The sequence below is a fragment of the Nocardioides halotolerans DSM 19273 genome (genome assembly GCF_000422805.1).
In the GTDB taxonomy this organism is placed as follows: domain Bacteria; phylum Actinomycetota; class Actinomycetes; order Propionibacteriales; family Nocardioidaceae; genus Nocardioides; species Nocardioides halotolerans.
On sequence record NZ_AUGT01000020.1, the window covers coordinates 1 to 25942 of the forward strand.

Below are 25942 nucleotides of genomic sequence, written 5' to 3' on the forward strand. Positions count from 1 at the left end.
GACCGTCTCGAAACCTGGTGAGCCGGGGCTGGGACTGGGGTGCGTTCGCTGCGGTGATCTCGACAGGCTCGATCGGCGGTGGTCGGCCGGGTGCCGACCCGACGGTGGCTGAGGTGCGAAGGCGTGCTGCGCCTGAGCCTCGAAGCCTGGTGAGCCGGGGCTGGGGCCGGACCACCGCTCGTCGAGCTTGTCGAGACGTCCGAAGCCGGCGCTGGGAGCTGCCATGTGCCGGTGGATTCGTTGCGGGGGCGGCGTGAAGCGGCAGCTGCGCCGGGTGGTCACCGTGGGCGGCGTGCTCGCGGTGACGCTGCTGCTGTGGGTGCTGCTGCCGCTGTGGCTGGTGGCCGCGGCGGCGCTGTCGCCGTTGCTGCCCGGACGGTGGCGGGCACTGCGGCTGCTGTGGATCGTGATCCTCTACGCGACGATCGACACACTGCTGCTGGTGGTGATGTTCGGCTACTGGCTGGCGGCCGGCGGGAGCAGGCGGGTGCGGGCGCCGTACTGGCAGGGGCTGCACTACGACCTGGTGCAGGGCGTGATGTGGGTGCTGTTCCGCGAGGCCAAGCGGGTGCTGCGGCTCGACATCGTGACCGAGGGGCCGGCCCCCGACGCCCACCCGGGCCAGCCGCTGCTGGTCTGCTGCCGGCACGCAGGCCCGGGCGACTCCTTCACGCTGATCCACGCGCTCATGTACTGGTACCGCCGCGAGCCCCGGGTGGTCCTCAAGGACACGCTGCGGTGGGACCCGGCGATCGACGTGCTGCTGCACCGCATCCCGGCGCGGTTCATCTCGCCCGACCCTGCTCAGGGGGAGGACCTCGAGTCGCAGATCAAGGCGCTCGCGACCGACCTCGACGAGGACGACGCGTTCGTGATCTTCCCCGAGGGCGGCAACTTCACCGCCGCTCGTCGCGACCGCGCGATCGCTCGGCTGCGCAAGCTCGGCCTCGAGCGGATGGCGGCGCGCGCCGAGCAGATGACCAACGTGCTGGCGCCGCGGCCGGGCGGCTTCCTCGCGGCGCTCGACGCCGCACCCGAGGCGGACGTGGTGCTGGTCGCGCACACCGGCCTCGACCACCTGCTCACCGTGGGCGACGTGTGGCGCGAGCTGCCCATGGACAAGCAGATCGTGATGCGCTGGTGGCGGGTCGCCCGCGCCGACATCCCGGCGGACCGGGACGGCCGGATCGACTGGCTGTTCGGGTGGTGGGAGCAGATCGACGCCTGGATCGACGAGCACCGAGTGGGGTCCGCGCCGACCTAGACGGCTACTTCTTGTTCGGGACGTCCTCGCCGGCCGACTCGAGGTCGACGACCTCGGCGGGCTCGTCGGGCGTGGTCACCGGCTGCGGCTCGTCGGCCGCATCGGAGAGCGCCTCGTCGGGCCCGGCCCCGGCGTCGTCGTTCGCCTGAGGAGCCGAGGAGGGCGTCGGTGCGGGCGTCGGCACGTACGACGACTGCCAGTTGGCGTCCTGGCCACCACCCTGCAGCTTCTTGGCGACGAACCCGGCGGCACCGGCGAGCACGGCGAAGATCGCCAGCTTGCGCAGCTTGCCGCCCTTCTTCTTGGTGTCCTCGCCGCGCACCTGGGCGACGCGGGCGTCGGCGGCCTCCTTGGCCTGGGCGGCCACGTCGCTGGCGCGCTCGGCACCGGCGGCCACCATCGGGCCGGCCTGCTCGCGGGCCTCGGCCAGCGCTGCGGCAGCACGCTCACGCGCCTCGGCGACGTAGGGGGCGGCCTTCTCGCGGGCGTCGGCCAGGGCCGGCCCGGCCTTCTCACGGGCGTCGACGAGAGCCGGGCGCGCGGTCTTCTCGTAGAACTCCTCCGCGGCGTCGAGCGCCGACGCGACGGCGGACTCCACCTGCGGGCGGACCTGGTCGATGTAGTCCGATGCCTGGTCGAGCAGGGACTTCTTCTTCCTGAATGCCATCAGTTCCTCTTCCACCACTGCGGTCTGGTCCCGTGTCGTGCTGCCATTCAACCGCGCCCCGCCAAGGCCCGGCCACTGTGGTCCGGCTTGCGACCCGTGCGAGGATCGTCGGGCACGCAGCGCGTCCTCTGGACCGGTACCCACTTGAGCCCGAAAGGCAGCCATGGCAGAGCAGCAGGCCATCTTGAAGACGAACCGCGGTGACATCACCGTCAACCTCTTCCCGAACCACGCCCCCAAGACGGTGGCCAACTTCACCGGGCTCGCCACGGGCGAGAAGGACTACTCGACGCCCGACGGGCGCACCGGCCCCTTCTACGACGGCCTGACCTTCCACCGCGTGATCGAGAACTTCATGATCCAGGGCGGCTGCCCGATCGGCACGGGCACCGGCGGCCCCGGCTACCAGTTCGAGGACGAGTTCCACCCCGAGCTGGTCTTCGACAAGCCCTACCTGCTGGCGATGGCGAACGCCGGCCCCGGCACCAACGGCTCGCAGTTCTTCATCACGACCGCCGAGACCCCGTGGCTCAACCGCAAGCACACGATCTTCGGTGAGGTGGCCGACCAGGCCTCTCGCGACGTCGTCGACGCGATCAACTCGACCCCGACCGGTGCGGGTGACCGGCCGGTCGACCCGGTGGTCATCGAGAGCCTCGAGATCGTCGGCGGTTGACCGAGCCCTCACCGCCCGCGGACACCGGGGTGCCGACGTGCTACCGGCACCCCGGCCGCGAGGCGCACATCCGCTGCCAGCGCTGCGACAGGGTGATCTGCCCCGACTGCATGCGCCCGGCCGCGGTCGGGTTCCAGTGCCCGGAGTGCGTGAAGGAGGGTGCGAAGACCACCCGGTCGGGCCGCACGGCGTACGGCGGCCTGCGGCCCACCGACGCGTCGCTGACCTCGATGGTCCTCATCGCGATCAACGTCGGGGTCTGGATCGCGATCCTCGCCACCGGGGGCAACGACAGCCGCCTGCTCGACTACCTGGTGCTGCGCCCGGAGGCGTTCTGCCTCTCGCAGGGTGCGGGGTTCGACGTCACCCGCACGGTGTGCGACGCGAACGGCGGCACCTGGCTGCCGGGTGTCTCCGACGGCGCCTACTGGCAGCTCGTGACCTCGATGTTCGCCCACGTGCAGCTGTGGCACATCGGCTTCAACATGTTCGCCCTCTACGTCCTCGGCCCGCAGCTCGAGCTCGCCGTGGGCCGCGCGCGGTTCGTGGCGCTCTACTTCCTGTCGGGCCTGGCCGGCTCGGCGCTCGTCTACTGGGGTGACCGCGGGGCGCTCGGCGCCTCCGGCGCGATCTTCGGCCTCATGGGCGCGCTGCTCATCATCGCGATCAAGGTCCGCGGCGACGTCCGCGGGATCCTGACCTGGATCGGCATCAACTTCGTCATCACCTTCGTGTTCGTCAACGCGATCTCGTGGGAGGGCCACCTCGGCGGCTTCATCGGCGGCACCGCGATCGGCACGGTCCTCGTCTACACCCCGCGCGGCCCGCGGCGTACGACGCTGCAGGTCGCGGGGCTCACGCTGATCGGTGTTGTGATCGCCGTCGCGATCGCCGCGCGCTCGGCCTCGCTCGCGTGAGGGTTGTGCACATTCCTCCACAGTGAATGACAACGCTGTAGTTCATCCACAGCGTTGTGCACACCTGTGCAAACGCCGAGTCGGCGTTACTGGTGAGCAGTAACGCCGACTCGGCGACTCGGCAGGAGCTCGGTGCGGTCCCAGCCCGGGTTGCGGTGGTTTCGACGCGCCCGTTGCGGCTTCGTTCCTCAGCCGCAGGGCTTGCTCAACCTTCGCGCGCCACGGTCCTCGCTCGTTCCTCGCGAGCACCTGCGCGCTCGCTCAACCTGCGCGCGCCCACGTCGACCGCTCGTTCCTCGCGGTCGACTGCGCGCTTACTCCCAGCGGGTCGCGTAGGTGAAGCCGACGGCCATCAGGCCGATGCCGACCATGAGGTTGTACTGGCCGAGGTCGTTGAAGACCGGCACGTCGCTGAGGTCGTTGCTGAAGACGTAGTAGGTGCAGATCCAGAGCAGGCCGAGGAGGAAGCAGCCCAGCATGCCGACCACGACGCCGCGGCCGCGGCCGAGCGGGGTGGAGGGGTGGGCGGCGACGACCAGGCCGAGCAGGATCGCGCCGAAGCCGATGACGTAGTTCCACTTCTTCAGGTCGCCGAAGAAGCCGATGCCGTCGTAGACGGGCTTGAACGTCTTGGGGTCGAGGTCGTCGGGCCCGGGGCGCACGCCGATGTAGTAGTAGGCGATCCAGGCGATGCCGCCCAGGATCAGCACCAGCGCCAGGACCGCCCGGGGCGTGACGATCGGGCCGCCCCCGGGATCCAGGGACGACAGAGGGTCACGGGCCTTCATCCTCGACACGCGGCTACCTTAGTCAACGTGGACTCCCAGCCCGAACCTGACTCCGGTTCGAGGGGTCGGTGGTCGGGGTGGCGACTCGGCACGGCGGTGGTCGTGCTCGTCTGCGGTGGCCTGTTCGTCGTCAGCGCGCAGTCCAGCGAGGGCACCGACCTGCGGCCGGGGCGCTACGACGACCTCGCGACGCTCACCGACTCCGAGGCCGACCGGGCGGCCGACCTCCAGGCCCGCGTCGCGGAGCTGACCCAGGAGGTCCGCGACCTCACCGACAAGGTCGACGACGCCGACGTACGCCGCTACCGCCGGCAGGTCGAGCACCTCGAGGGTCCCGCCGGGCTCACCGAGCGCGACGGCCCGGGCGTCGTGGTCACGCTCTCGGACGCCCCCCAGGAGGTCATCGACGCGGCGACCGGCGACAAGAAGCTGCTCGTCGTGCACCAGCAGGACATCCAGGCCGTGGTCAACGCACTGTGGAAGGGCGGGGCCGAGGCCGTCGTGCTCCAGGGGCAGCGCATCGTCAGCACGACCGGCATCAAGTGCGAGGGCAGCTCGGTCGTGATCCAGGGCCGTCCCTACCCGCAGCCCTACGTCGTCGAGGCCGTCGGTGACGTGGGCCGGCTGACCGACGCGCTCGCGCACGACGCCTACCTGAAGGTCTACCGCGAGCAGGCCGACGACCCGACGATCGCCGTCGGCTGGGACCTCGACATCGCCGACGACCTCACCGCGCCGGCGTACGACGGCCTGCTCGACCTGAGCTACGCGACCCCGGTCACCCCGTCCGGGCAGGGGTCCGACCCGGCAGGAGACCGTCCGTAGCCACCCGCGGCGTCGGCGGCGGGGTCTCGGTCGGCAGCTCGGTCGGCGTCTCCGTGGGCGTCGGCGGCGGAGGCGGCGGCGGGTCGTACGTCGACACGAACAGCGTGATCGTCGTGCCCTGCGGCTGCGTCTGACCGCCCGGCGGCAGCTGGTCGGTCACCGTGCCGCGCGGCTCGGTCGACTTGTCGTCGCCGCGGATGTCGTACTGGAACCCGGCGTCGACGATCTGCTTGATCGCGTCGGAGCGGTTGAGGCCGACGACGTCGGGGACCTCGTGGGGACCCTTGCTGATCGTGACCAGGACGACCGAGCCCTGCTCGACCGGCTGCCCGGCCTCCGGGTCGGTCGAGAGGACCTGACCCTGCGGCAGGTCGGACTCCTTGCTCTCGAACTGCGGGCGCAGCTTGGCGGTGCGGAGCCGGTTGCGCGCCTCGTCCTGGGTGGAGCCCACCAGCGACGGCACGTCGACCATCGGCAGCCCGGAGGAGATGGTGAGGTGGATCGACGTGCCCGGGTCGACGTACTGGTCGCGGTTGGGGTCCTGGTCGATGACCTCTCCGGCCGCGGCCTCCTCGTCGGGCTGGAAGTCCGGGGCGTCGACGCTCAGCCCGGCGTCGCCGATGGCGTCGCGCGCCTCGTCCTCGGTCATGCCGATCAGGTTGGGCACCTGGACCTGCTCGGGCGGCGACTCGAACAGGTCGCTCTTGAACAATGCGTAGCCGCCGCCGATGAGCGCGAGCACCAGCAGCCCGAGCAGGACCAGGATGGCGGTGCGCGACCCGCCCCGCCGGCGGTCGAGGTCGTCGCGCTCGTCGTAGTCGTCGGGCGGCGGCAGCAGCGGCCGGACCGTCGTGCTCGTCACGGGCGCCTGGGGCTCCGGCGTGGGCGGAGGCGTGGGCGCGGGCACCGGCGCCTGCACCGGGCGGCCGGCGAGGTAGCGCTCGATGTCACTGCGCATCGCGGCCGCCGACTGGTAGCGGTCCTCGAGCCGCTTGGCGAGCGACTTCATCACGATCGCGTCGACAGCGGGCGGCAGCCCGGTGTCGTGGTCGGACGGCGGCCGGGCGGGCTCACGCACGTGCTGGTAGGCGACCGCGACCGGGCTGTCGCCGACGAACGGCGGCCGGCCGGTGAGCAGCTCGTAGAGCAGGCAGCCCGCGGAGTAGACGTCGGAGCGGGAGTCGACGGTCTCGCCGCGCGCCTGCTCGGGGGAGAGGTACTGCGCGGTGCCGACGACCGCGGCGGTCTGCGTCATCGTGTTGGAGTCGCTCATCGCCCGGGCGATGCCGAAGTCCATCACCTTCACGTCGCCGCTCGGCGTGAGCATCACGTTGCCGGGCTTGATGTCGCGGTGGATGATCCCGGCCCGGTGGCTGTAGTCGAGGGCCGAGAGCACGCCGCTGGTGATCTCGAGCGCGCGCTCGGGCAGGATCTTGCGGCCCTCGCGCAGGATGTCGCGCAGGGTCCGGCCGGCGACGAACTCCATCACGATGTAGGGCTGCGAGACGCCGCTGCCGTCGGACGCCGGCTCCTCGCCGGTGTCGTAGACGGCGACGATGGCCGGGTGGTTGAGCGAGGCGGCGCTCTGGGCCTCGCGACGGAACCGGGCCTGGAACGTCGCGTCGCTGGCCAGGTCGGTGCGGAGCCGCTTGATCGCCACCACGCGGCCGAGCCGGGTGTCGTGGCCCTTGCGGACTTCGGCCATGCCGCCCCGGCCGAGCAGCTCACCGAGCTCGTAGCGCCCGCCGACCAGCCCCGCGCCCGGCGGCGTGGGCGGCGTCGGCGGGTTCACGGGGGGCTCCGAGGGTGGCTCGCTCATCGTGCTCCTGCCGAGGTGGACGCTGACCCGGATGCGGTGGCGGACGCGGCCGGGGTCGAGGGGCTCTGGCTGGCCTGCGACGCCGTGGCGCTCGGAGGGGCGGAGCTCGACGGGGTGCCGGGGTCCGACGACGGCGGCTCCGAGGTCGGCTCGCTCGTCGGCGGCTCGGACGTCGGCTCGGGCTCGCGGTAGTACTCGACGGTGACGGTGTCGCCCTTCACCAGCCCGGTCGTCGGCCGCACGGACGCCACGGTGTCGGCGTCCTTGCCGCCGGGGTTGTCGATCGGCTGGGTGTCGACCTCGAGGCCCTTGGCGCGCAGCTCGGTGGCGACCACGTCGACGTTGCGGCCGAGGTAGTCGGCCTCGTTGATCTCCACCTCCGCGGGCGCGGAGCTCGACTCCTCGGTGGCGGAGCTCTCGGTGGTCGGCGCCGACGACGTGGGCTCGCTGCTGCTGCTGGTGGTGTCGCCGGAGGTGGGCTCGTCGTCGGCGTCGTCGCCGCGGGTGGCGACCACGACGATCAGCACGATCGCGGCCACCAGGGCGAGCACCAGCAGCACGACCAGCCAGGCGCGCCCGCGCTCGGGACCGTCCGGCTCGTCGTCGACGAGCGGCGCAGGCGCAGGCACCGGCTCCGGCGGAGGGGTCGGGCTCAGGACCTGGGTCTCCTCGCCGCTCGCCGCGCCGCCCGCAGGGACGCCCGCAGGGACAGGGACCGCCGCGGCGCCTCGCGGGTCGCGCAGCGCCGCCGCGAACGCGTCGCCGTCGGCGAAGCGCTGGCCGGGCTCCTTGGCCATCGCCCGCTGCACGACGGCGGCCAGGCCGGCCGGGACGTTGGGCGGCAGGTCCGGCACCGGCTCGTTGAGGTGCGCCAGTGCGGTCGCGACGGGTGACTCGGCGTCGAACGGGCGGTGGCCGGCCAGGCACTCGAACGCGACGACGCCGAGCGAGTAGACGTCGGAGGCGGGCGTCGCGGTGGCGCCGCGGGCCTGCTCGGGGGAGAGGTACTGCGGGGTGCCCATCACCTGGCCGGTGCCGGTCAGCCCGAGGCCGTCGGAGGCACGGGCGATGCCGAAGTCGGTGATCTTGACCTGGCGGTCGGGCGTGACCAGCAGGTTGGCCGGCTTCACGTCGCGGTGCACGATGCCGGCCAGGTGGGCGGCGCCGATCGCCTCGGCGGCCTGCGCCATCAGGTCGCGGACGACCTCGGGGTCGAGCGGCCGGCCGCCGCGCAGGAGCGCCGACAGCGGCTGGCCGTCGACGAGCTCCATGACGAGGAACGGCCGAGGCAGGCCCGAGCCGTCCTCCCTGCCGAGCAGGGCCGACTCGCCGACGTCGTAGACCGACGCGACACCGGGGTGGTGCAGCGAGGCAGCGTGCCGCGCCTCGACCTCGAACCGCGAGCGGAACAGCGGGTCGTCGGCGTACTCGCTCTTGAGCACCTTGACCGCCACCGGTCGGCCCAGCGAGGTGTCGGTCGCCCGCCAGACCTCGCCCATGCCACCGGTCGCGATGCGGGCGTCGAGCCGGTAGCGCCGCTGGTCGTCGACGTAGCGCGCGTTCGGGTCGTCGGGCCCGTCACCACCGGATCCGGGGAGAGTGCTCACTTGATCACCGCCTCCATCACGGCCTTCGCGATCGGGCCGCCGAGCAGGCCGCCGGCGATCTCACCGCGCTCGACACCGTCGATCTTCTGGATCATGACCGCCACCGCCACCTCGGGGTCCTGGGCCGGGGCGAACGACACGAACCACGCGTACGGCGGCACGTCGTCCTGGCCGCTCTGCGCGGTGCCGGTCTTGCCCGCCACCGTCACGCCGGGGATGGCGGCCGGCCCGGCGGTGCCGGGCACGCCGTTGCTGGTGCCCTCGACCGTCGCGACCATCAGCTGGGTCAGGCCGTCGGCGGTCTCCGCCGACACCGCCCGGTCGAGCTCCTCGGGGTCGGTCTGCTTGAGGGTCTCGAGCTCGGGTGACTGGATCGAGTCGACGATGTAGGGCTTCATCACCACGCCCTGGTTGGCGATGCCCGCGGCGACCATGGCCATCTGCAGCGGGGTGGCCCGCACGTCGAACTGGCCGATCGCTGACTGCCCGGCCTCGGGCTCCGTGGCGTTCTCGGGGAAGTGCGAGATCGCCTGCGGGGAGAGGTCGTCGAGGTAGTGCTGGTCGAAGCCGAACGCGTCGGCCTGCTCGCGCAGGGCGTCGCCGCCGAGCTCGACGCCGAGCTGGGCGAAGGTCGTGTTGCACGACTGGGCCAGCGCCTGCTCGAAGGGGATCTTGTCCGAGCCGCAGCTGCGGCCCTCGTTGTCGATCAGGCCGGAGTCGTCGGACGTCTGCGGGAGCTGGTAGGTCGCACCACCGGGCACGTCGCTGTCCGCGTCGTACTTCCCGCTCTCGAGGGCGGCCGCCGCGGTAACCAGCTTGAACGTCGACCCGGGCGGCAGCGTGGTCTGGATCGCCCTGTTGAGCAGCGGCTCGGTCTCGTCGGCCTGCAGCCGGTCGTAGTCGGTGCGGACCGCGGAGAAGTCGTGGGAGGCCAGCTTGTTGGGGTCGAAGCTCGGCAGCGAGGCCATCGCCAGGATCTTGCCGGTGCTGGGCTGGATCGCCACCACCGACGCCTCGACGTCGCCGGGCAGGTCGTCGAGGCCGGCGTACGCCGCGTCCTGCGCCTCGCGGTCGAGGGTGAGCAGCACGTTGCCGCCCTTGCCCGACTTGTTGGACAGCAGGTCGACCAGCTTGTTGACGAACAGCAGGTCGTCGTCGCCGGAGAGCACGTCGTTCTGGCTGCGCTCGATGCCGGTCTGGTCGTAGAAGGAGAAGTAGCCCGTCTCGTGGGCGTACTTGAACGGCTCGTCGTAGGTGCGCAGGAAGTCGTAGTCGTCGTCGGACTCGACGCTCTCCGCGATCGGCTCGCGGCCCACCAGGATCGCGCCGCGCTCGCGGGAGTACGCCGCCTCGATCACCCGGCGGTTGCGCGGGTCCTTGTCGTAGGAGTCGGACTTCCAGTACTGCAGCCACGTCGCGTTGACCATGAGCGCCACGAACAGCAGCAGGCAGAAGGTCGAGATCGTGCGGATGGGCTTGTTCACGGCCGCGACCCCCCGCCCATCTTGATGAGCTGGGTCGCCTGCTGGTCGGCGCCGTCGTCGTCGTCGCCGGTCGAGAGGTCCGGCACCGGCCGGCGCGCCTGGTCGGAGATTCGCAGCAGCACGGCCGCGATCACCCAGTTGGCGACCAGCGACGAGCCGCCGTAGGAGAGGAACGGCGTGGTGAGACCGGTGAGCGGGATCAGCCGGGTGACGCCGCCGATGACCACGAAGACCTGCAGCGCGAAGATCGCCGCGAGACCGGTCGCCATCAGCTTGCCGAACCCGTCGCGACAGATCAGCGCCGCGCGCAGGGCCCGCTCGACGATGAGGCCGTAGCAGAGGATCACCGCGATCACGCCGGTGAGCCCGAGCTCCTCGCCGATCGCGCTGATGATGAAGTCGGACTCCGCGAACGGGACGCGCTCGGGGCTGCCGCCGCCGAAGCCCCGGCCGATCAGCCCGCCCCAGGCCATGCCGAACAGCGACTCGACGAGCTGCCCGCTGTCGGGACCGTCCTGATTGTTGAAGTAGGTCATCGGGTGGAGCCAGATGTTCACGCGGGTCTGCACGTGGCCGAAGAGCTGGTAGGCCATCGTGGCGCCGCCGAAGAAGAGCAGCGCGCCGACCACGAGCCAGCCCGCCCGCTCGGTGGCGACGTAGAGCATCACCAGGAAGAGGCCGAAGAACAGCAGGCTCGAGCCGAGGTCGCGCTGGAAGACCAGGATGCCGAGGCTGACCAGCCACATGGCCAGGATCGGCCCGAGGTCGCGGCCCCGCGGCAGGTCGATGCCGGCGACGCGACGGCCTGCGAGGGCGAGCGCGTCGCGGTGCAGCACGAGGTAGCCCGCGAACGCGACGACGAGCAGCAGCTTGGAGACCTCGCCGGGCTGGAAGCTGAACGGCCCGACGCTGATCCAGATCTTGGCGCCGTTGATGGTGTCGCCGATGCCGGGGACGAGCGGGAGGAGGAGCAGGAGGATCGCGCCCAGCCCGCTGGTGTAGGTGAACCGCGTCAGCACCCGGTGGTCGCGCAGGAGCACCAGGGTGGCGACGAAGAGGATCACGCCGAGCGTCATCCACGTCAGCTGCTTGTGCGGGAGGCCGTGCGGCTTGAGCGGGTTGTCGGCGTAGACCAGGTCGAGCCGGTGGATGACCGCGAGGCCCAGGCCGTTGAGCGCGGTGACCACGGGCAGCAGCACGGGATCGGCGTACGGCGCCACCATCCGGACGACCACGTGGGCGATGAGCGCCAGCGCGGCGAGGCCCGCGCCGTAGCCGACGATGTCGGCCGGGACCTCACCCTCGACGCCCACCCCGACGGCGGCGTACGCGCCGATGCCGACGGCCAGGGCGAGCACGAGCAGGAACAGCTCCGCACCCCGGCGGCGCCGGTGCACGAAGCCCATGACGAAGCCGGCCTGGGACATCAGGGCGCGTCCTCGGGCGACATGCTCCGCGCGAGCTTCTCGACCTTCTTGCGGGCGTCGGCGAGGCTCGTCGAGTCGATGCCCTCGCGGACGTTGTCCGCCTCGAAGTTCGACAGGCGGTCGAGGGTGACGTTGGTCGTCTCGTAGGGGTGGGAGAGGTCGATGCCGGGCAGCGACGCGTCGACGCCGCGGTAGATGACGACCGTCCCGTCGTCCTCTCCGACGTAGTACTGCTCCTGGCTCCAAGACCAGGCGGCCGCGCCGGCCACCCAGAGCAGACCGACGACGACCCCGAGCGCCAGCAGGCGGCTCAGCCAGGCGAAGCGGCCCGGCGCCACGGGGGCGTAGCGCAGCGACTCCGGGTCGACGGGGTCGACCGGGTCGGAGCGGATGGCGGCGCCGGCCTCCGGCGGGATCTCGGCCCGGATCGGCTCGAGCTCGCCCGTGTCGCCGGCGCGGTGACCGCGGAACAGGCTGCCGGTCTTGGACGCGCGCGTACGCCGGGTGCGCATGTCTGCGGCCGCGCCGACCAGGAGCGGTGTCTGGCCCGGCTCGTCGGGGCTGCCCTCGACGACGTCGGCCACGAGGCAGGTGACGTTGTCGGAGCTGCCCGCCTCGAAGCTGGCGCGCACCAGCTCGACCGCGGCGTAGTCGGCCGAGCCGCTCGCCAGGATGTCGGCGAGGCGACCCGGCTCGAGGACGCCCGTGCCGTCGCTGCACAGCAGCAGGCGGTCGCCGACCTTGAGCTCGAGCACGAACAGGTCGGGCTCGAGCTCGTTGGTGCCGTCGACGGCCCGCAGGATGAGGTTCTTGTGCGGGTGGACCCGCGCCTCCGCCTCGGTGATGCGGCCCTCGTCGATCAGCGTCTGCACGAAGGTGTGGTCGTTGGTGAGCTGGCTCAGCTCGCCGTCGCGGAACAGGTAGCCGCGGGAGTCGCCGACGTGCCCCATGCCGACGCGCTGGCCGTCGAAGAGCGCGACGGTGGCGGTGGTGCTGGTGCCCTCGAGGGCGGGGTTCTCCTGCACCAGCTCGGCGATCCGCTCGTGCGCGCGGTGCAGGGCGGTGCTGACCATCGCGAGCAGGTCGCTCTCGCTGGTGTCGGGGCCGGGCGGTGTCTCCTCGAGCTTGCGCAGCTGGGCGATCGCGGTGCTCGACGCGATGTCGCCGCGGGCCGCGCCGCCCACGCCGTCGCACACGGCGATGACGTGCGGGCCGACGTAGCCGGAGTCCTGGTTGTCCTTGCGGACCCTTCCGACGTCTGAGATCGCGGAGAAGTCGAGTCTCACGTCCGGCTATTTCCTGAGCTCGAGGATCGTCTTGCCGATGCGGACCTGGGTGCCGAGCGTGATCGTCGTGGGCTGGGTGATCCGGACGGTGCCGATGTAGGTGCCGTTGGTGGAGCCGAGGTCCTCGACGAACCACTGGTCGCCGGACGCCGCGATCCGGGCGTGCCGGGTCGAGACGTAGTCGTCGTCGAGCTTGATGCCGGCGTCGCTGCCGCGACCGATCAGGATCGGGGCGTGCTCGAGCTCGGCGCGGGTGCCGACGTTGCTGCCCTCGGTCACCACGACGTGGGTGGGGCTGCCGCGCCGCTTCGGCGGGTGCTTGGCCGACCCGCGCTTCTCCTTGCGCGCCGCGTCGGCCCCGCGGGCGGCCTCGGGCACCCGCGCACCGAACATGTCGGAGCGGATCACCGAGATCGCGGAGAGCACGAAGATCCACAGGATCGCCAGGTAGGCGACCCTGATCAGGAAGAGGGTGAGCTCAGACACCCAGGCCCCGCCCGTCGTCGTCGACGTCGTCCTCGAGGATCCGCACCGTCATCGTGGTGTTGCCGATCCGCACCTGGCTGCCGTCGCGCACGCCCGCCTTGGTCACCTTGTGACCGTCGATGAGCATGCCGTTGGTGGAGCCGAGGTCGCGGACCTCGATCTGGAGGTCGTCCTTGCCCTGCCGGACGTCGGTGCGCACGTCGAACTCGATGTGCCGCCGGCTCACGCCCGGGTCGTTGATCCGCACGTCGGCCTCGGTGCCGCGGCCGACCACCAGGCCGGGCGGCTGCAGGGGGTGGCGGGTCCGGTTGATCTCCAGCACGGCGCGCGCGCGGCGTACCTGCGTGTGGGTGGCGTTGCTCTGCACCCGTGCCTGCGCCTTGCTCCTGATCCGGAACCGGCCGGTCGTCAGGTCGTCGGCCTTCTCGAACTCGATGGCGATCGGCCCGGGGAATACGTAGCCCTGCGCGTCGGCGTGGTCCTGCACCTGGTGGATGAGCTCGTCGGCGAGCGCGGTGTCGTACGGCGAGAGGCGGTCGAGGTCGACCTGGCTGAGCTCGACGTGGAAGTCGTTGGGGACCATCCGGCGCTCGCGGCTGAGGATCTGCGCGTTGTTGTCGCACTCGCGCTGGAGCGCAGCGGCGATCTCCACCGGCTGCACGGCGCTGCGGAAGGCGCGCGCGAAGGCTCCGGAGATGAGGTTCTCCAGGCGCTGCTCGAAGCGCTGCAGCCCGCTCACGCCGCCTCCCTTCCGTGGCTCAGGGGTGGTGCTGGGGTGGTGGTGGGGTGGTGCTGGTGATGGCATGACGACCAGGCGCGCTGGCGTTCGCCACCGGCCGTCGGTCGCCCACGACTGTATCGGGGTACCCGTTCACCCTCGTGGACGCCGCCGTGGACCGTTCTGTTCTGCGCTCGGCCCCGCGATGAGGCGCAACGAGGCGTCCCGGCGCAGTTTTGGCCGGGCTCTCCGCGCTGGGCTAACCTTGGCCCGCTTCACGCGCGAGTGGCGGAACAGGCAGACGCGCACGGTTCAGGTCCGTGTGTCCGAAAGGACGTGGGGGTTCAACTCCCCCCTCGCGCACGACAGCCCCAGGTCTTCGACCTGGGGCTTTTGTGCTTGCGGACCCGCTTGGGCCTCGCCCATGGTGTCGGGGTCCCTGCGGCGGAGCACACGGAGGTGCCATGGACGTCCCGGCCGAGTTCCACGACCTGCTGTCGTCGCGCGCGATCGCGTTCATCGGCACGCTCGGCAAGAGGGGAGAGCCCCACGTCACGCCGAGCTGGTTCCTCTGGGACGGCGAGCGTGTGCGGATCAGCCTCGTCGAGGGCCGGCAGCGGCTGCGCAACCTGCGCCGCGACCCGCGCCTCTCGCTCACCGTGGTCGACCCGGCCCGGCCGACGTTCTACCTCGAGCTGCGCGGCACGGTCGGCGAGCTGACGCCCGACCCGGAGCTGGCGCTCGAGCGGGCCATCGCCGAGAAGTACGTCGGCGAGTGGACCGACGTCGAGCCGCCCGGCACGCCCCGCTTCGCCACGAGCATCGTCGTGGAGCGCACGACGAGCCAGCTGGGCCACCCCTAGCCAAGATCGACAGTCACTGGAGGCGTCACGAGACGCCGGTGACCATCCAGCGGTCGCTCCAGGCGCGCCGGGTGAGCAGCACGAGCCGGGCGCCCATGAACACCGCGGCGAAGGCGACCCAGACCGCGACCAGCCCGCCCGCGACGTACGCCGCCACGAAGGCCGCCGGGGCGTAGGCGACGAGGACGGCGAGACCCGCCCACGCGAGGTAGCGGCCGTCCCCCGCACCGATCAGCACGCCGTCCAGCACGAACACCACGCCCGCGACGGGCTGGCCGAGCGCGGCGACCACCAGCACCGGCACCAGCAGGTCGTGCACCTCCGGGTCGCCGCTGAACAGCGGGCCGAGGAACGGCGACGCGGCCGCGAGCAGCACCCCGCACGCCACGCCCGAGGCGACCCCCCACCGGACCATCCGCCGGGTCACCGCGCGGGTCCCCGCCACGTCTCCGGCGCCGAGGTAGCGGCCGGTGATCGCCTGGGCAGCGATGGCGATGGCGTCGAGCACGAAGGCCAGGAAGGTCCACAGGGTGATCGCCACCTGGTGGGTCGCGAGCGAGACCGCCCGGTCGTGCCCGGTCGAGCCCACCGTGACGGCGACCGTCGTGACCAGGAGGGAGGCCCGCAGCGTCACCGTGCGGATGACCAGGGCGACCCCGGCGCGGGCCGCGGCGCGGATGCCCGGCAGGTCGGGGGCCAGCGACGCGCCCGACGCCCGTGCGCCGCGCACGACCACGGCGAGGAGGGCAGCGGCGCTCAGCAGCTGCGCGAGCACGGTTCCGATCGCCGAGCCGACGATGCCGAGCCCGTCGACGGGCCCCACCCCGTAGACGAGCAGCAGGTTGAGGCCGATGTTGGCGCCGTTGCCGAGCACGGCCACCACCAGCGGGGTGCGGGTGTCCTGCAGCCCGCGCAGGACCCCGGTCGTCGCGAGCATCACCAGCAGCGGTGTCGTGCCGAGCCAGGCGATGCGGAGGTACGTCGTCGCGTAGCCCTCGACCGACGACCCGGCGCCGAAGGCGCCCACCAGCGGCCCGGTCAGCGCGACGCCGAGGACGGTCACGACGATCCCGATCAGGACCGCGAGCCACACCCCGTCGACGCCCTGCGCGAGCGCGCCCTTCTCGTCACCCGCGCCGACGCGGCGGGCGACGCTGGCGGTGGTGCCGTAGGCGAGGAAGATGCAGAGCCCGACCGCGGTCTGCAGCACGACCGCCGCGATGCCCTGACCGGCGAGCTGCGGCGTGCCGAGGTGGCCGACGATCGCGGCGTCCGCGAGCAGGAACATCGGCTCGGCGACGAGCGCCAGGAACGCCGGCACGGCCAGCCGCAGGATCTCCCGGTCGTGCTCGTGCGCCACGCCGGCAACCCTAGCGCCACGTAATGGCCACTCGGCATGAATGACCATGACGCAAATGAGCGTTCAGGGATAGTCCCTGACGTTCTGGCCCCTGGTGAGGGTGATCCGGGGCCATTGGGTCAGGGACTACCCCGGCCCGCGGGCTAGAGCGTGACGCCGGCGAGCACCAGCCAGATGCCGACCAGACCGGGGACGAAGCCGACGGCGAGCCAGAGGGAGGGGAGCGGCTTCTGGTGGATCAGGCGGCCGACGGCGGCAGCGACGACCCCGAAGAGCCCGCCGATGACGCAGACCCCGAACCGCGACACCGGCTCGTCCTCGTCGAGGAACAGCGCCCCGAGCACCAGCCCCACCGACAGGTGCAGGATCGTGGTCACCGCGAGCACCGAGACGACCCACCGCTGCACCTGGGTGAGGCGGTGGTCGTTGACCTGGCGCACCGGGTTGGCCGGGTCCATCAGGTGCCTCGGCCGACGCGGCGGGACGGGGTCGCTCACCCCTCCATCGTCCCCGATCGGCGCCGTACGGCCCACTCTGCGGCGCGTGACCTCGGTCATGGGTCCATGGGCCGGGTGCGAGACTCGGGCGCATGGGCGACGGGGGTGCGATCGAGTGACCGGACGGCTCAAGAACGTCCTGCTCGTCGGGCTGGTCGTGGTCATGGTCAACCTGCCGTTCGTGCACAGCACGTGGCAGCAGCACCGCCTCGACCGGGACGGTACGGACGTCGCCGCGACGCTGACGAGCCACGAGCAGCGGGGCGAGCGCAACGTCGTGGGCTTCGAGGTGCGCGACGCCGACCGGCCCGACGGCGTCGGCGGCTTCGAGGGCTCCGCGGACGTCGACCGGGCGACGTACGACGACGCGGTCGCGACCGGGACGGTGCGGGTCCGCGTGCTCGACGGCTCCGTCGCGGTCTGGCGGGTCGAGGGCCAGGAGTCGAGCCGCCTCGGGCTGGTGATCACGGTCCTGGCCGATCTCTTCCTGCTGGTCATGGTGCTGCTGCTGGTCCGGTTCGGGTCGCGGCTGCGCCAGGAGATGGTGCTGGTCGCGACCCAGGACCTCGAGCGGTGCCCGCCCGGCTCGGTGCTCGACCAGGTCGACGGGCTGCGGTTCGTCGTGTGCGGCGAGGTCGAGGCCATCGGGGACGACGAGGTGGTGCTCGACCTCGGCGACCGCCGCGTGCGGGTGCTCCTCGACGGTCACCACAACCCCGCGGGCCACCAGCAGCCGGTCCGGGCAACTGGGACGATGCACGGTTGAGCGCGCGCGAAACCATCTACCCTTCATCCTCGTGAGCACCACGCGCCGTCTTCTCGCCGTGCCCGCGCTCGTGGTCGGCGCGCTCGTGGCGCAGACGGGCCTGGCCACGCCGGCCCAGGCGGCGACCGTGCGCTACGCCGCCCCCGACGGGACCAGCGCCGCCAGCTGCGCCTCGCTCGCCACTGCGTGCAGCATCCAGAAGGCGATCAACCAGGCCGCCGCGGGCGACGAGGTGGTCGTCACCCCCGGCACCTACAACGTCGGCACCACGGTGCTCGCGACCAGCCAGTCGGGCGTCAACGTGCACGGCGTCGCGGGGTTCCCCCGGCCGACGATCAACACCGCGGCCGACACGGGGCTCGCGCTCTCCGGTGCGTCGGCGAGGGTCTCCGACCTCACGATGAACCACTCCGGCGCTGTGTGGGGCCTCAACGTGTTCGCCACCAACATCTCGGTGCAGCGGGTGGAGGTGCACAGCACCGCGCCGGTCGCGTGCTTCCTCGGCCTCTCGGGCCTGGCGCGCGACACCCTCTGCGTCACGACCGCCGACGGGGGAGTGGCGCTCGACGACTCCTGGGGCGGCAACGGCACCTTCACGTCCGGCACGCTGGTCCTTCGCAACATCACGGCGGTCGCCACCGGTGCGGCCTCCTACGGCATCCGCGCCGACGCCAGCGGCAGTGACACCAACCTCGACGTCAGCGCGCGCAACGTCATCGCGATCGGGTCCGCGGCCGACCTCCGGTCGACCGAGGTCGGCACCAACAGCGAGAGCGACCTGATCCTCACCAACTCCAACTACGACAAGATCGAGGAGGGCGGCGGCGGCAACGTGACGAACGTCGGGTCGTCCTCCAGCAACCAGACGACGCCGCCGGTGTTCGCCGACGCCGTCGGCTTCCACCAGGGCCTGGGCTCGCCCACCATCGACAAGGGCGGCTCCGACGCCAGCGTCGGCACCTTCGACCTCGACGGCAACCCGCGCAAGATCGGGTCGGCGGTCGACATCGGCGCCGACGAGTTCGACCCCACGCCGCCCGACGTCGTGCTCGACCGCACGCCGAAGAAGAAGACCCACAAGCGCAAGGCGATCTTCACTTTCCACGCGACCGAGTCGGTCTGGTTCTTCTGCGTCATCGACCGCAAGGCCATGAAGCCCTGCACCTCTCCGCTGAAGGTGAAGTCGAGGAAGCGCGGCAAGCACACGCTCACCGTGAGCGCGATCGACTCCGTCGGCAACGTCGACCCGACCCCCGCGACGTACACGTGGAAGATCAAGAAGAAGAGCAAGAAGAAGAAGCACCACCGCTAGTCGCACCACTGGTCGCACCACTGGTCGCACCACGGGCCGCAGGACGGACGGCACGACCGGCCCAGGGTGGGTACCGGCGCCGCGTGACGTCGTTCTCCGCCAGCACCCATGCCGAGGCGGTGGTCCTCGCGCCCCAGCAGGACATCTGGGACGCCCTGGTCGACCCCGAGCTGATGGCGCGGTTCACGCCGTTCCTCAAGAAGATCACCGCGGACGGCGACCACTGGGTGTGGGAGCTGTCGGGGCTGAACGTCCTCGGGGTGAAGGTGGCGCCCGCGTTCACCGAGAAGATGGTGTTCAGCGAACCGGACCGCATCGAGTTCCGCCACGACCCACCGGCCGGCACGTCGGAACAGGCCGGCGTCGAGGGGTGGTACGCCCTCACCCCGGTCGACGGCGGCACCCGCCTGGTCACCGACCTCGAGATCACCGTCGACCTCCCGCTCCCGAAGGTCTCGGGCCGGGCGGTCCGGGCGACGATGAAGAAGGTCATCGACACCATGGGTGACCGCTTCTCGCACCGCCTGCTGGACCACCTCGGGGCCGAGGAGCGCACGGACTCCTAGGCTGAGGGCGTGTCCGCCACCGCGTCGTCGTACTCCATCACCATGCGCCTGCACACGGCGCCCGACCACGGCGTCGTCGGCGCGGTGGCCACCGCGATCTCGGCGGCCGGCGGCGTGGTGACCGCGATCGACGTCGTCGACTCGACGCGCGAGCGGCTGGTCCTCGACGTGACCTGCTCGGCCAGCGACGCCGACCACTCCCACTCGCTCGAGGAGGCGGTCGACGCCATCGACGGCGTCGAGGTCTACAAGGTCAGCGACCGGACGTTCCTGCTCCACATCGGCGGCAAGATCGAGGTCGCCAGCAAGGTCCCCCTCAAGAACCGTGACGACCTGTCGATGGCCTACACCCCGGGCGTCGGCCGGGTCAGCATGGCGCTCCACGAGCACCCGGAGGACGTCTCCCGGCTGACCATCAAGGGCAACAGCGTCGCGGTGGTCACCGACGGGTCGGCGGTGCTCGGCCTCGGCAACATCGGGCCGGGTGCGGCGCTGCCGGTGATGGAGGGCAAGGCCGCGCTGTTCAAGCGCTTCGCCAACATCGACGCCTGGCCGATCTGCCTGGCAAGCCAGGACACCGACGAGATCGTCCGGGCCGTCGAGATGATCGCGCCGGGCTTCGGCGGCATCAACCTCGAGGACATCGCGGCGCCGCGCTGCTTCGAGATCGAGCAGCGGCTGCGCGAGAGCCTCGACATCCCGGTCTTCCACGACGACCAGCACGGCACCGCGATCGTGGTCCTCGCCGCGCTCACCAACGCCCTCAGGGTGGTCGAGAAGTCGCTCACCGAGTGCCGGGTGGTGCTCTCCGGGGCCGGCGCGGCCGGCACCGCGATCGTCACGCTGCTCCTCGCCGCCGGGCTCACCGACGTGGTGGTCGTCGACCGTGACGGCGCGCTCTGCACGGGAGACGAGTCGCTCTCGCCCGCGCACACCGACCTCGCGTCGGTCACCAACCCGCGCGCCGTGCGTGGCCGGCTGAAGGAGTGCCTGGTGGGCGCCGACGTGTTCATCGGGGTCAGCGCCCCGGGGATCCTCCAGCCCGAGTGGATCGCCTCGATGGCCGAGCGGCCGGTCGTCTTCGCGCTCGCCAACCCCGACCCCGAGGTCGACCCGGCCGAGGCGGAGAAGTACGCCGCCGTGGTGGCCTCCGGCCGCTCCGACTACCCCAACCAGATCAACAACGTGCTGGCGTTCCCGGGTGTCTTCCGCGGCCTGCTCGACGCCCGCGCGCGCGACATCACGATCGACATGCTGCTGCGCGCCGCCGACGCGATCGCGCACGTGGTGCGCGACGAGGAGCTCAACCCGAGCTTCATCATCCCGACGGTGTTCAACGCCGAGGTGCCGAAGGCGGTGGCGGCCGCGGTCCGCGGCGTCGGCGTCGGCGAGTGAGCGGTCAGCTGTTGCGGATGCCGCGGACGTTCTCGGGCGGACGCTGGCGGACGAGCTTCTTCCACGCGATCTTGGCCGCCTGCGGGCTGGCGGCGTAGACCGACACGGCGTAGGGGAACTGCTCGTACATCCCGGTGATCCGGGCCGGCCGGCTCACGCCGTCGACGAACACGCACCGGCCGCCGTGGGCGCCGGGCAGGTCGTGGCGGTTGCGGGGCCCGACCCGGGCGAGCAGCCAGTCCTCGACCTGCTGGGGGTCCTTCACGTGGTCGTAGGTGATCGTCACCGGCTTGCCGAGCGCGTGCTGGAAGCACTCGTAGGACTCGACGACGGGGTAGTTGTCGTCGTTGGGGCGCGCCTTGTGGCACAGCGCCCGGTCGTCGGAGAACGACGGGAACACCCACGCCAGGCCGCGGGCGCCCTCGGGCAGCCCGCACAGGCGCAGCGAGGAGGTCTCGCGACCGTCCCAGCAGGTGCCGCCGGTGGGCGCTGCCGGCGCGGCCGGGTCGGTGGGCGGCGAGCCCTCGAGCTGTGCCGTGGCCTCGGCGGTGGGCGAGGTCGCGGCCGTGGGGCGCTGGGGTCCGGTCGCGGCAGGTTCGTCGGCGTCGTCGCCGAGGCCGCGTCCGTAGTGCACGAGGCCGCCGAGGATCACTGCCGCGAGCACGGCCAGCAGCAGCCCGTCGCGCCAGCGCGGGCGCGGGCTCACCTCGGACATTCCCCTGCACCCCCCAGCGCTAGCGACGAGGCGCCCCACACGCCCCGCCTCCATTGTTGCGCACGCCGCCCACCATCCGGGGAACGGGACGCACAGTGGGTGCCCGGTGGCTGGGCGGCTACCCGTCGAGGTTCTCGGTGGCGTACAGCGCGGCGCCGACCACGCCGGCCTTGTTGCGCAGCGTCGCCGGCACGATCTCGGTCTCGATGTCGATCAGCGGGAGGAACTCCGCGGACTGCTTGCTGACGCCGCCGCCTACCACGATCAGGTCGGGGGAGAACAGCATCTCCAGCGTCGAGTAGTACCTCGTCAGGCGCCCCGCCCAGTCCTGCATAGAGAGGCCCTCGCGCTCGCGCACGCTGTTCGCCGCCCGCGACTCGGCGTCGTGGCCGTCGATCTCGAGGTGCCCCAGCTCGGAGTTGGGGACCAGCACGCCGTCGTGGACGAGCGCCGAGCCGATGCCGGTGCCGAGCGTCGTCACGATCACCAGGCCGCGGCGGCCCTTCGCGGCGCCGTACCGCGCCTCGGCGAGGCCGGCGGCGTCGGCATCGTTGACGACGTGGACGTCACGGCCGGTGGCCTCGGTGAAGAGCCGGTCGGCGTCGGTGCCGATCCAGGCCCGGTCGATGTTGGCCGCCGAGTGGACCACGCCGTGGCGCACCACGCCGGGGACGGTGACCCCGACCGCGCCGCGGGAGTCAGGGAAGTGGCCGAGCAGCTCGACGAACACCTCCGCCACCGCCTCGGGGGTGGACGGCGACGGCGTCCTGATGCGCTCGCGCTCGGCCGCGAACTCGCCCTGGCCGAGGTCGACCGGCGCACCCTTGATGCCGGTGCCGCCGAAGTCGATGCCGAACGGGAGCTGCTCCATCGGTCCAACCTATTCGTCCGTGGTGCTGACAAATCGTTCGCCGGCCCGGACCGGAGAGGTTCACACTCGGCCGGTGCCCACCCAGCTGTCCACCACCCGCCACCTCGACGGGCTCCGCGAGGCGGTGACCGCGTTCGTGGCGTACGCCGGACGGGCCGGGCTCGAGGCGTCGGTACCCACCTGCCCCGACTGGACCGTGCGCGACCTGGTCGCGCACCAGGGCATGGTGCACCGCTGGGCGGCCGCGCTGGTGCGCGGCGAGCGGCCGACGGACGAGGAGGTCGACGGCTACGAGGAGGCCGGGCGCACGGTCGCCGACCCCCTGACCTGGCTGAGCGAGGGCGCGACGGCGCTGGCCGGCGCGATCGCGGACGCACCGGAGGACCTCTCGACGCTGGTCTTCCTCAACGACGCCCCGCCCCCTCGGGGGTTCTGGGCGCGCCGGCAGTGCCACGAGACCACCATGCACGCGGTCGACGCGCTGGCCGCGTCGCTGGGCCGGCCGCCGCGGCCCGACGAGGTCTGGGTCGAGCCCGAGCTGGCCGCCGATGGGATCGACGAGCTGCTCGGCGGGTTCCACACCCGGGCCCGGTCGCGGCTGCGCTGCGACGACGACGCCCTGCTCGTCGTACGCCCGGACGACGTCGAGGACTGGTGGGAGGTCGCCCTCGGCCCGCAGCCCGCCGTGACCACCCGCCACCGGGGCGGGGAGGTGGCCGACGACGCCGACTGGGAGCTGACCGGCGGCGCGGTCGAGCTCTACCTGCGGCTCTGGAACCGGACCGACCCTCCCGAGGACTGGCGCCGGCTGACGGCGGTGACCTGGTCCTGACCCGCTCCCTGCGAAACTGGGCGGGTGCCCGCCCACGCGACCCGGATGCTGCTGCTGGGCGCGGTGCGGATCTTCGAGCCGGTCAACGGCTACCAGATCCGCCGCGAGCTGACCTCGTGGCAGGTGGACCGCTGGGCCAACGTCAACCCGGGCTCGATCTACGGTGGTCTGGCGACCCTCGCCCGCCAGGGTCACCTGCTGCGCCACGACCTGGTCGACGGCGGCCGCGAGGTGTCGGTCTACGAGCTCACCGACTCCGGCCGCGAGGAGCTCGACCGCCTGGTCGCCGCCGGGCTGCAGGCCGTGGAGCTCTACGACCGCTCGGCGTTCATGGTCGCGTTCTCGCTGCTGCCCTCGGTGATGACGACCGAGCAGGCGCGCCGGAGCCTCGTCGTGAGGCGGGTGGCGCTGGAGCAGACGATGGCAGAGTTCGCCGAGATCAAGATGCGCTCCGAGGCGGTGCCGCCGCACGTCGTGCGCAGCGCCCTGCTCTGGTACGACGTCACGGTGGCCGAGCTGGCCTGGCTGCGCGAGGTCATCGACGATCTCGCGGCCGGCCGGTTCCCCACGGCGGACACCGACTGGGGCTGGCTGCCGCCCCCGGACGACCCGGGCTGGCAGATGAACGCCGACCGGGAGCGCTACCGCTCGATGCTGGGCCGCTGAGTGCCGATGAGTCCGGCCCTCGGGCTCGGTCTGCTCGACGTGCGCCGGGCGGGGCGGGCTTGACGTCGCTCTGTTCAACCTTGACTATGTTCAACATTGACTACAGGCAGGAGCTCAGATGATCGAGGCCCGGGGTCTCGTCCAGACCTTCCACACGGGGCAGGGCAAGAACAAGAAGGAGGTGCACGCGGTCAAGGGCGTCGACCTCGACGTCGCCGAGGGCGAGGTCGTCGGCTTCCTCGGACCCAACGGCGCCGGGAAGACCACGACGCTCCGGATGCTCGTGACCCTGCTCCGGCCCACCGCCGGCACCGCGCGGGTCGCGGGCTACGACGTGGCGACCGAGCCCGTCCAGGTCCGGCGCAGCATCGGCTACTGCTCGCAGGTCGGGTCGACGTTCTCGGGCGCCTTCGCGGGCGACGAGGTGGTCGACCACGGGATGCTCTACGGGATGTCGCGCAAGGACGCGGTCGCCAAGGGCCAGGAGCTGTTCGAGAAGTTCCAGCTCGAGGGGCTCTGGCGCCGGATGAACAAGAACATGTCGGGCGGCCAGAAGCGCCGGCTCGACATCGTGATGGGCCTGATCCACTCACCGTCCCTGGTCTTCCTCGACGAGCCGACCACGGGCCTCGACCCGCAGGCGCGGGCGAACCTGTGGGAGCACATCTCCGGGCTGCGCGCCAACGAGGGCGCCACGGTCTTCCTGACCACGCACTACCTCGACGAGGCCGACGCGCTCGCCGACCGGATCATCATCATCGACCGGGGCGAGATCGTCGCCAGCGACACCTCCGACAACCTCAAGGCCAGCGTGTCCGGCGACCAGGTCTCCCTCGAGCTCTCCTCGGACGACCAGGTCGCGACCGCCCGCGACAAGCTCGCGAGCATCAGCGACGACGTGCGCGTCGACGGACGTCTCGTCCACGGCCGGGTCCCGCGCGCCGGCAAGGCGGTGCCCGGCCTGCTCCGCGACCTCGAGGCCTCGGGCGTCGGGCTCGAGGGCATCGAGGTCATCCGGCCCACGCTGGACGACGTCTTCCTTACCCTGACCGGGCGCTCGCTGCGCGACGCCGACGAGGCCGCAGAACCCGAGAACGTCGACGCCGAGACCGCCGCCCCGGAAGGAGCGACCCGATGACGACCTACCTGCGCGAGTGCTCGGTGGTGTTCCGCCGCCAGATCCGCATGAACCTGCGCAACCCGGCCTGGGTGCTGATCGGCATCATGCAGCCCGTCCTCTACCTCGTGCTGTTCGGGCCGCTGCTCAAGCCCCTCGTCGCGCAGTTCGACACCGGCACGACCAACGCCTACACCTTCCTCGTGCCCGGGCTGCTGGTGCAGCTCGGCATGTTCGGCGCGTTCTTCGCGGGCTTCTCGCTGATCGGCGAGTGGCGCGAGGGCGTGATCGAGGCCGAGCGCGTCACGCCGGCCGCACGGTCTGCGCTCCTGGTCGGGCGACTCTGGCGCGACGTGCTCCAGCTGCTGGTGCAGGCGCTGATCCTGGTCGGCCTCGGCTACGCGATCGGCATGCGCGGCTCGGTGACCGGCGTCGTGCTCGGCGTCGTGATCACGCTGCTCGTCGGCGGGGCCTGCGCGGCGGCGTCCAACGCGCTGGCGATGTCGACCAAGGACGAGAACGTCATGGCCCCGGTCGTGAACGTCGTGATGATGCCGATCCTCCTGCTCAGCGGCATCCTGCTGCCGATGACGCTCGGCGCCGGCTGGCTGCAGACCATCTCCGACTTCATGCCGTTCCGCTACATCGTCGACGCGGCCCGCGACGCGTTCACCGGCGACCTCGGCAGCAGCGAGGTCATGTGGGGCACGGGCTGGGCGGTGCTGATCTTCGCGCTGGCGATGTGGTGGGGCGCGAGCGTGTTCCGCAGGGAGAATGCGTGAGGCCCAGAGCCGGCCGAGGAACGAGGCCGGGTCCGTAGGCCGAGCGGTGTGGGGTGGTCCTCCCCCGACTGCACCGCAATTGGTCGGTCATGTGGGCCAGATGCGGTGCAGTCCCGTTCCGGGGCTGCACCGGGAGGGATGTGTGCCACAAGAGGGACTCTGGGTGTGCTCATTGCGGTGCACATGCTTCCCTCTCTCCTCTAACGGGACTGCACCGCAATGAGCAGGTCATAGGG

General features: G+C 71.8%; 26 protein-coding genes and 1 tRNA gene. 14 read left to right on the plus strand and 13 right to left on the minus strand.

Features of this window, described 5'->3' with window-relative positions:
• Window positions 1–253 precede the first annotated feature (253 nt).
• Window positions 254–1264, plus strand: coding sequence for a 1-acyl-sn-glycerol-3-phosphate acyltransferase (locus G514_RS0104480; protein WP_028650778.1), 1011 nt, complete (start codon window positions 254–256; stop codon window positions 1262–1264).
• A 4-nt stretch (window positions 1265–1268) separates the two neighbouring features.
• Here G514_RS0104480 and G514_RS0104485 read toward each other — a convergent pair whose 3' ends face one another.
• A complete protein-coding gene (locus tag G514_RS0104485; RefSeq protein WP_028650779.1) occupies window positions 1269–1931 on the minus strand; it encodes a hypothetical protein in 663 nt (220 codons plus the stop codon).
• A 163-nt stretch (window positions 1932–2094) separates the two neighbouring features.
• On the opposite strand from G514_RS0104485, the gene G514_RS0104490 reads away from it, so the two are divergent.
• Together G514_RS0104490 and G514_RS0104495 are read left to right on the plus strand one after the other, a co-directional pair.
• Window positions 2095–2607, plus strand: coding sequence for a peptidylprolyl isomerase (locus tag G514_RS0104490; RefSeq protein WP_028650780.1), 513 nt, complete (start codon window positions 2095–2097; stop codon window positions 2605–2607).
• A complete protein-coding gene (locus tag G514_RS0104495; protein ID WP_028650781.1) occupies window positions 2604–3524 on the plus strand; it encodes a rhomboid family intramembrane serine protease in 921 nt (306 codons plus the stop codon). Before G514_RS0104490 ends, G514_RS0104495 begins: the two co-directional genes overlap by 4 nt.
• 314 nt (window positions 3525–3838) lie before the next feature.
• Here G514_RS0104495 and G514_RS0104500 read toward each other — a convergent pair whose 3' ends face one another.
• The gene (locus tag G514_RS0104500) at window positions 3839–4312 is read right to left on the minus strand and encodes a cell division protein CrgA (protein ID WP_084151781.1); all 474 of its coding nucleotides are present in this window, start codon (window positions 4310–4312) and stop codon (window positions 3839–3841) included.
• A 27-nt stretch (window positions 4313–4339) separates the two neighbouring features.
• Between G514_RS0104500 and G514_RS24890 the strand changes: the two genes are divergently transcribed.
• On the plus strand, window positions 4340–5137 hold the full coding sequence (locus tag G514_RS24890) for a DUF881 domain-containing protein (protein WP_084151782.1): 798 nt from the start codon (window positions 4340–4342) through the stop codon (window positions 5135–5137).
• Here the strand turns inward: G514_RS24890 and pknB are convergent.
• From pknB to G514_RS0104540, 7 genes are read right to left on the minus strand one after another with little or no spacing between them, the layout of a single operon-like run.
• A complete protein-coding gene (pknB, locus tag G514_RS24895; protein ID WP_245582100.1) occupies window positions 5091–6929 on the minus strand; it encodes a Stk1 family PASTA domain-containing Ser/Thr kinase in 1839 nt (612 codons plus the stop codon). The genes G514_RS24890 and pknB overlap by 47 nt on opposite strands.
• Before the next feature lie 23 nt (window positions 6930–6952).
• On the minus strand, window positions 6953–8563 hold the full coding sequence (locus G514_RS30830; RefSeq protein WP_051246791.1) for a serine/threonine-protein kinase: 1611 nt from the start codon (window positions 8561–8563) through the stop codon (window positions 6953–6955).
• The gene (locus G514_RS0104520; RefSeq protein ID WP_028650783.1) at window positions 8560–10047 is read right to left on the minus strand and encodes a peptidoglycan D,D-transpeptidase FtsI family protein; all 1488 of its coding nucleotides are present in this window, start codon (window positions 10045–10047) and stop codon (window positions 8560–8562) included. Before G514_RS0104520 ends, G514_RS30830 begins: the two co-directional genes overlap by 4 nt.
• A complete protein-coding gene (locus G514_RS0104525; protein ID WP_028650784.1) occupies window positions 10044–11474 on the minus strand; it encodes an FtsW/RodA/SpoVE family cell cycle protein in 1431 nt (476 codons plus the stop codon). Before G514_RS0104525 ends, G514_RS0104520 begins: the two co-directional genes overlap by 4 nt.
• A complete protein-coding gene (locus G514_RS0104530) occupies window positions 11474–12760 on the minus strand; it encodes a PP2C family protein-serine/threonine phosphatase (RefSeq protein ID WP_028650785.1) in 1287 nt (428 codons plus the stop codon). The genes G514_RS0104525 and G514_RS0104530 overlap by 1 nt, the downstream gene beginning before the upstream one ends.
• Window positions 12761–12766: 6 nt before the next feature.
• Window positions 12767–13246 (minus strand): FHA domain-containing protein FhaB/FipA, encoded by a 480-nt coding sequence (locus tag G514_RS0104535; RefSeq protein WP_028650786.1) that lies wholly within the window; start codon window positions 13244–13246, stop codon window positions 12767–12769.
• Window positions 13239–13985, minus strand: a complete 747-nt coding sequence (locus tag G514_RS0104540; RefSeq protein WP_028650787.1) for an FHA domain-containing protein — start codon at window positions 13983–13985, stop codon at window positions 13239–13241. Before G514_RS0104540 ends, G514_RS0104535 begins: the two co-directional genes overlap by 8 nt.
• Before the next feature lie 258 nt (window positions 13986–14243).
• On the opposite strand from G514_RS0104540, the gene G514_RS0104545 reads away from it, so the two are divergent.
• Window positions 14244–14327, plus strand: a tRNA-Leu gene (locus tag G514_RS0104545).
• 101 nt (window positions 14328–14428) lie between these two features.
• Complete coding sequence (locus G514_RS24905; RefSeq protein WP_051246793.1) at window positions 14429–14827, plus strand: PPOX class F420-dependent oxidoreductase; 399 nt, start codon at window positions 14429–14431, stop codon at window positions 14825–14827.
• 25 nt (window positions 14828–14852) lie between these two features.
• Here G514_RS24905 and G514_RS0104555 read toward each other — a convergent pair whose 3' ends face one another.
• Together G514_RS0104555 and G514_RS0104560 are read right to left on the minus strand one after the other, a co-directional pair.
• A complete protein-coding gene (locus G514_RS0104555) occupies window positions 14853–16187 on the minus strand; it encodes an MATE family efflux transporter (RefSeq protein ID WP_028650788.1) in 1335 nt (444 codons plus the stop codon).
• A gap of 143 nt (window positions 16188–16330) precedes the next feature.
• Window positions 16331–16684, minus strand: coding sequence for a hypothetical protein (locus G514_RS0104560; RefSeq protein ID WP_028650789.1), 354 nt, complete (start codon window positions 16682–16684; stop codon window positions 16331–16333).
• A gap of 115 nt (window positions 16685–16799) precedes the next feature.
• Here G514_RS0104560 and G514_RS0104565 point away from each other — a divergent pair, with 115 nt between their 5' ends.
• From G514_RS0104565 to G514_RS0104580, 4 genes are all read left to right on the plus strand, one after another.
• On the plus strand, window positions 16800–17450 hold the full coding sequence (locus G514_RS0104565) for a hypothetical protein (RefSeq protein WP_028650790.1): 651 nt from the start codon (window positions 16800–16802) through the stop codon (window positions 17448–17450).
• A 31-nt stretch (window positions 17451–17481) separates the two neighbouring features.
• The gene (locus G514_RS30590; protein ID WP_169576306.1) at window positions 17482–18762 is read left to right on the plus strand and encodes a choice-of-anchor Q domain-containing protein; all 1281 of its coding nucleotides are present in this window, start codon (window positions 17482–17484) and stop codon (window positions 18760–18762) included.
• 83 nt (window positions 18763–18845) lie between these two features.
• Entirely contained in the window at window positions 18846–19328 is a 483-nt protein-coding gene (locus tag G514_RS30595; RefSeq protein ID WP_028650791.1) for an SRPBCC family protein, read from the plus strand.
• 9 nt (window positions 19329–19337) lie between these two features.
• Complete coding sequence (locus tag G514_RS0104580) at window positions 19338–20723, plus strand: NAD-dependent malic enzyme (protein ID WP_028650792.1); 1386 nt, start codon at window positions 19338–19340, stop codon at window positions 20721–20723.
• Between the two features lie 4 nt (window positions 20724–20727).
• On the opposite strand, the gene G514_RS0104585 is transcribed toward G514_RS0104580, so the two are convergent.
• Together G514_RS0104585 and ppgK are read right to left on the minus strand one after the other, a co-directional pair.
• Complete coding sequence (locus G514_RS0104585) at window positions 20728–21429, minus strand: hypothetical protein (protein ID WP_157544603.1); 702 nt, start codon at window positions 21427–21429, stop codon at window positions 20728–20730.
• Window positions 21430–21556: 127 nt separating this feature from the next.
• Window positions 21557–22309, minus strand: a complete 753-nt coding sequence (gene ppgK / locus G514_RS0104590; protein WP_028650794.1) for a polyphosphate--glucose phosphotransferase — start codon at window positions 22307–22309, stop codon at window positions 21557–21559.
• Window positions 22310–22382: 73 nt separating this feature from the next.
• Here ppgK and G514_RS0104595 point away from each other — a divergent pair, with 73 nt between their 5' ends.
• The 4 genes from G514_RS0104595 to G514_RS0104610 all read left to right on the plus strand — a co-directional run bounded on the left by G514_RS0104595 (window position 22383) and on the right by G514_RS0104610 (window position 25706).
• Window positions 22383–23141, plus strand: a complete 759-nt coding sequence (locus G514_RS0104595; RefSeq protein WP_028650795.1) for a maleylpyruvate isomerase family mycothiol-dependent enzyme — start codon at window positions 22383–22385, stop codon at window positions 23139–23141.
• A 24-nt stretch (window positions 23142–23165) separates the two neighbouring features.
• Entirely contained in the window at window positions 23166–23807 is a 642-nt protein-coding gene (locus tag G514_RS0104600) for a PadR family transcriptional regulator (RefSeq protein ID WP_028650796.1), read from the plus strand.
• Between the two features lie 118 nt (window positions 23808–23925).
• Window positions 23926–24945 (plus strand): ATP-binding cassette domain-containing protein, encoded by a 1020-nt coding sequence (locus G514_RS0104605; RefSeq protein WP_028650797.1) that lies wholly within the window; start codon window positions 23926–23928, stop codon window positions 24943–24945.
• Window positions 24942–25706 (plus strand): ABC transporter permease, encoded by a 765-nt coding sequence (locus G514_RS0104610; protein WP_028650798.1) that lies wholly within the window; start codon window positions 24942–24944, stop codon window positions 25704–25706. Before G514_RS0104605 ends, G514_RS0104610 begins: the two co-directional genes overlap by 4 nt.
• Window positions 25707–25942: the final 236 nt, after the last annotated feature.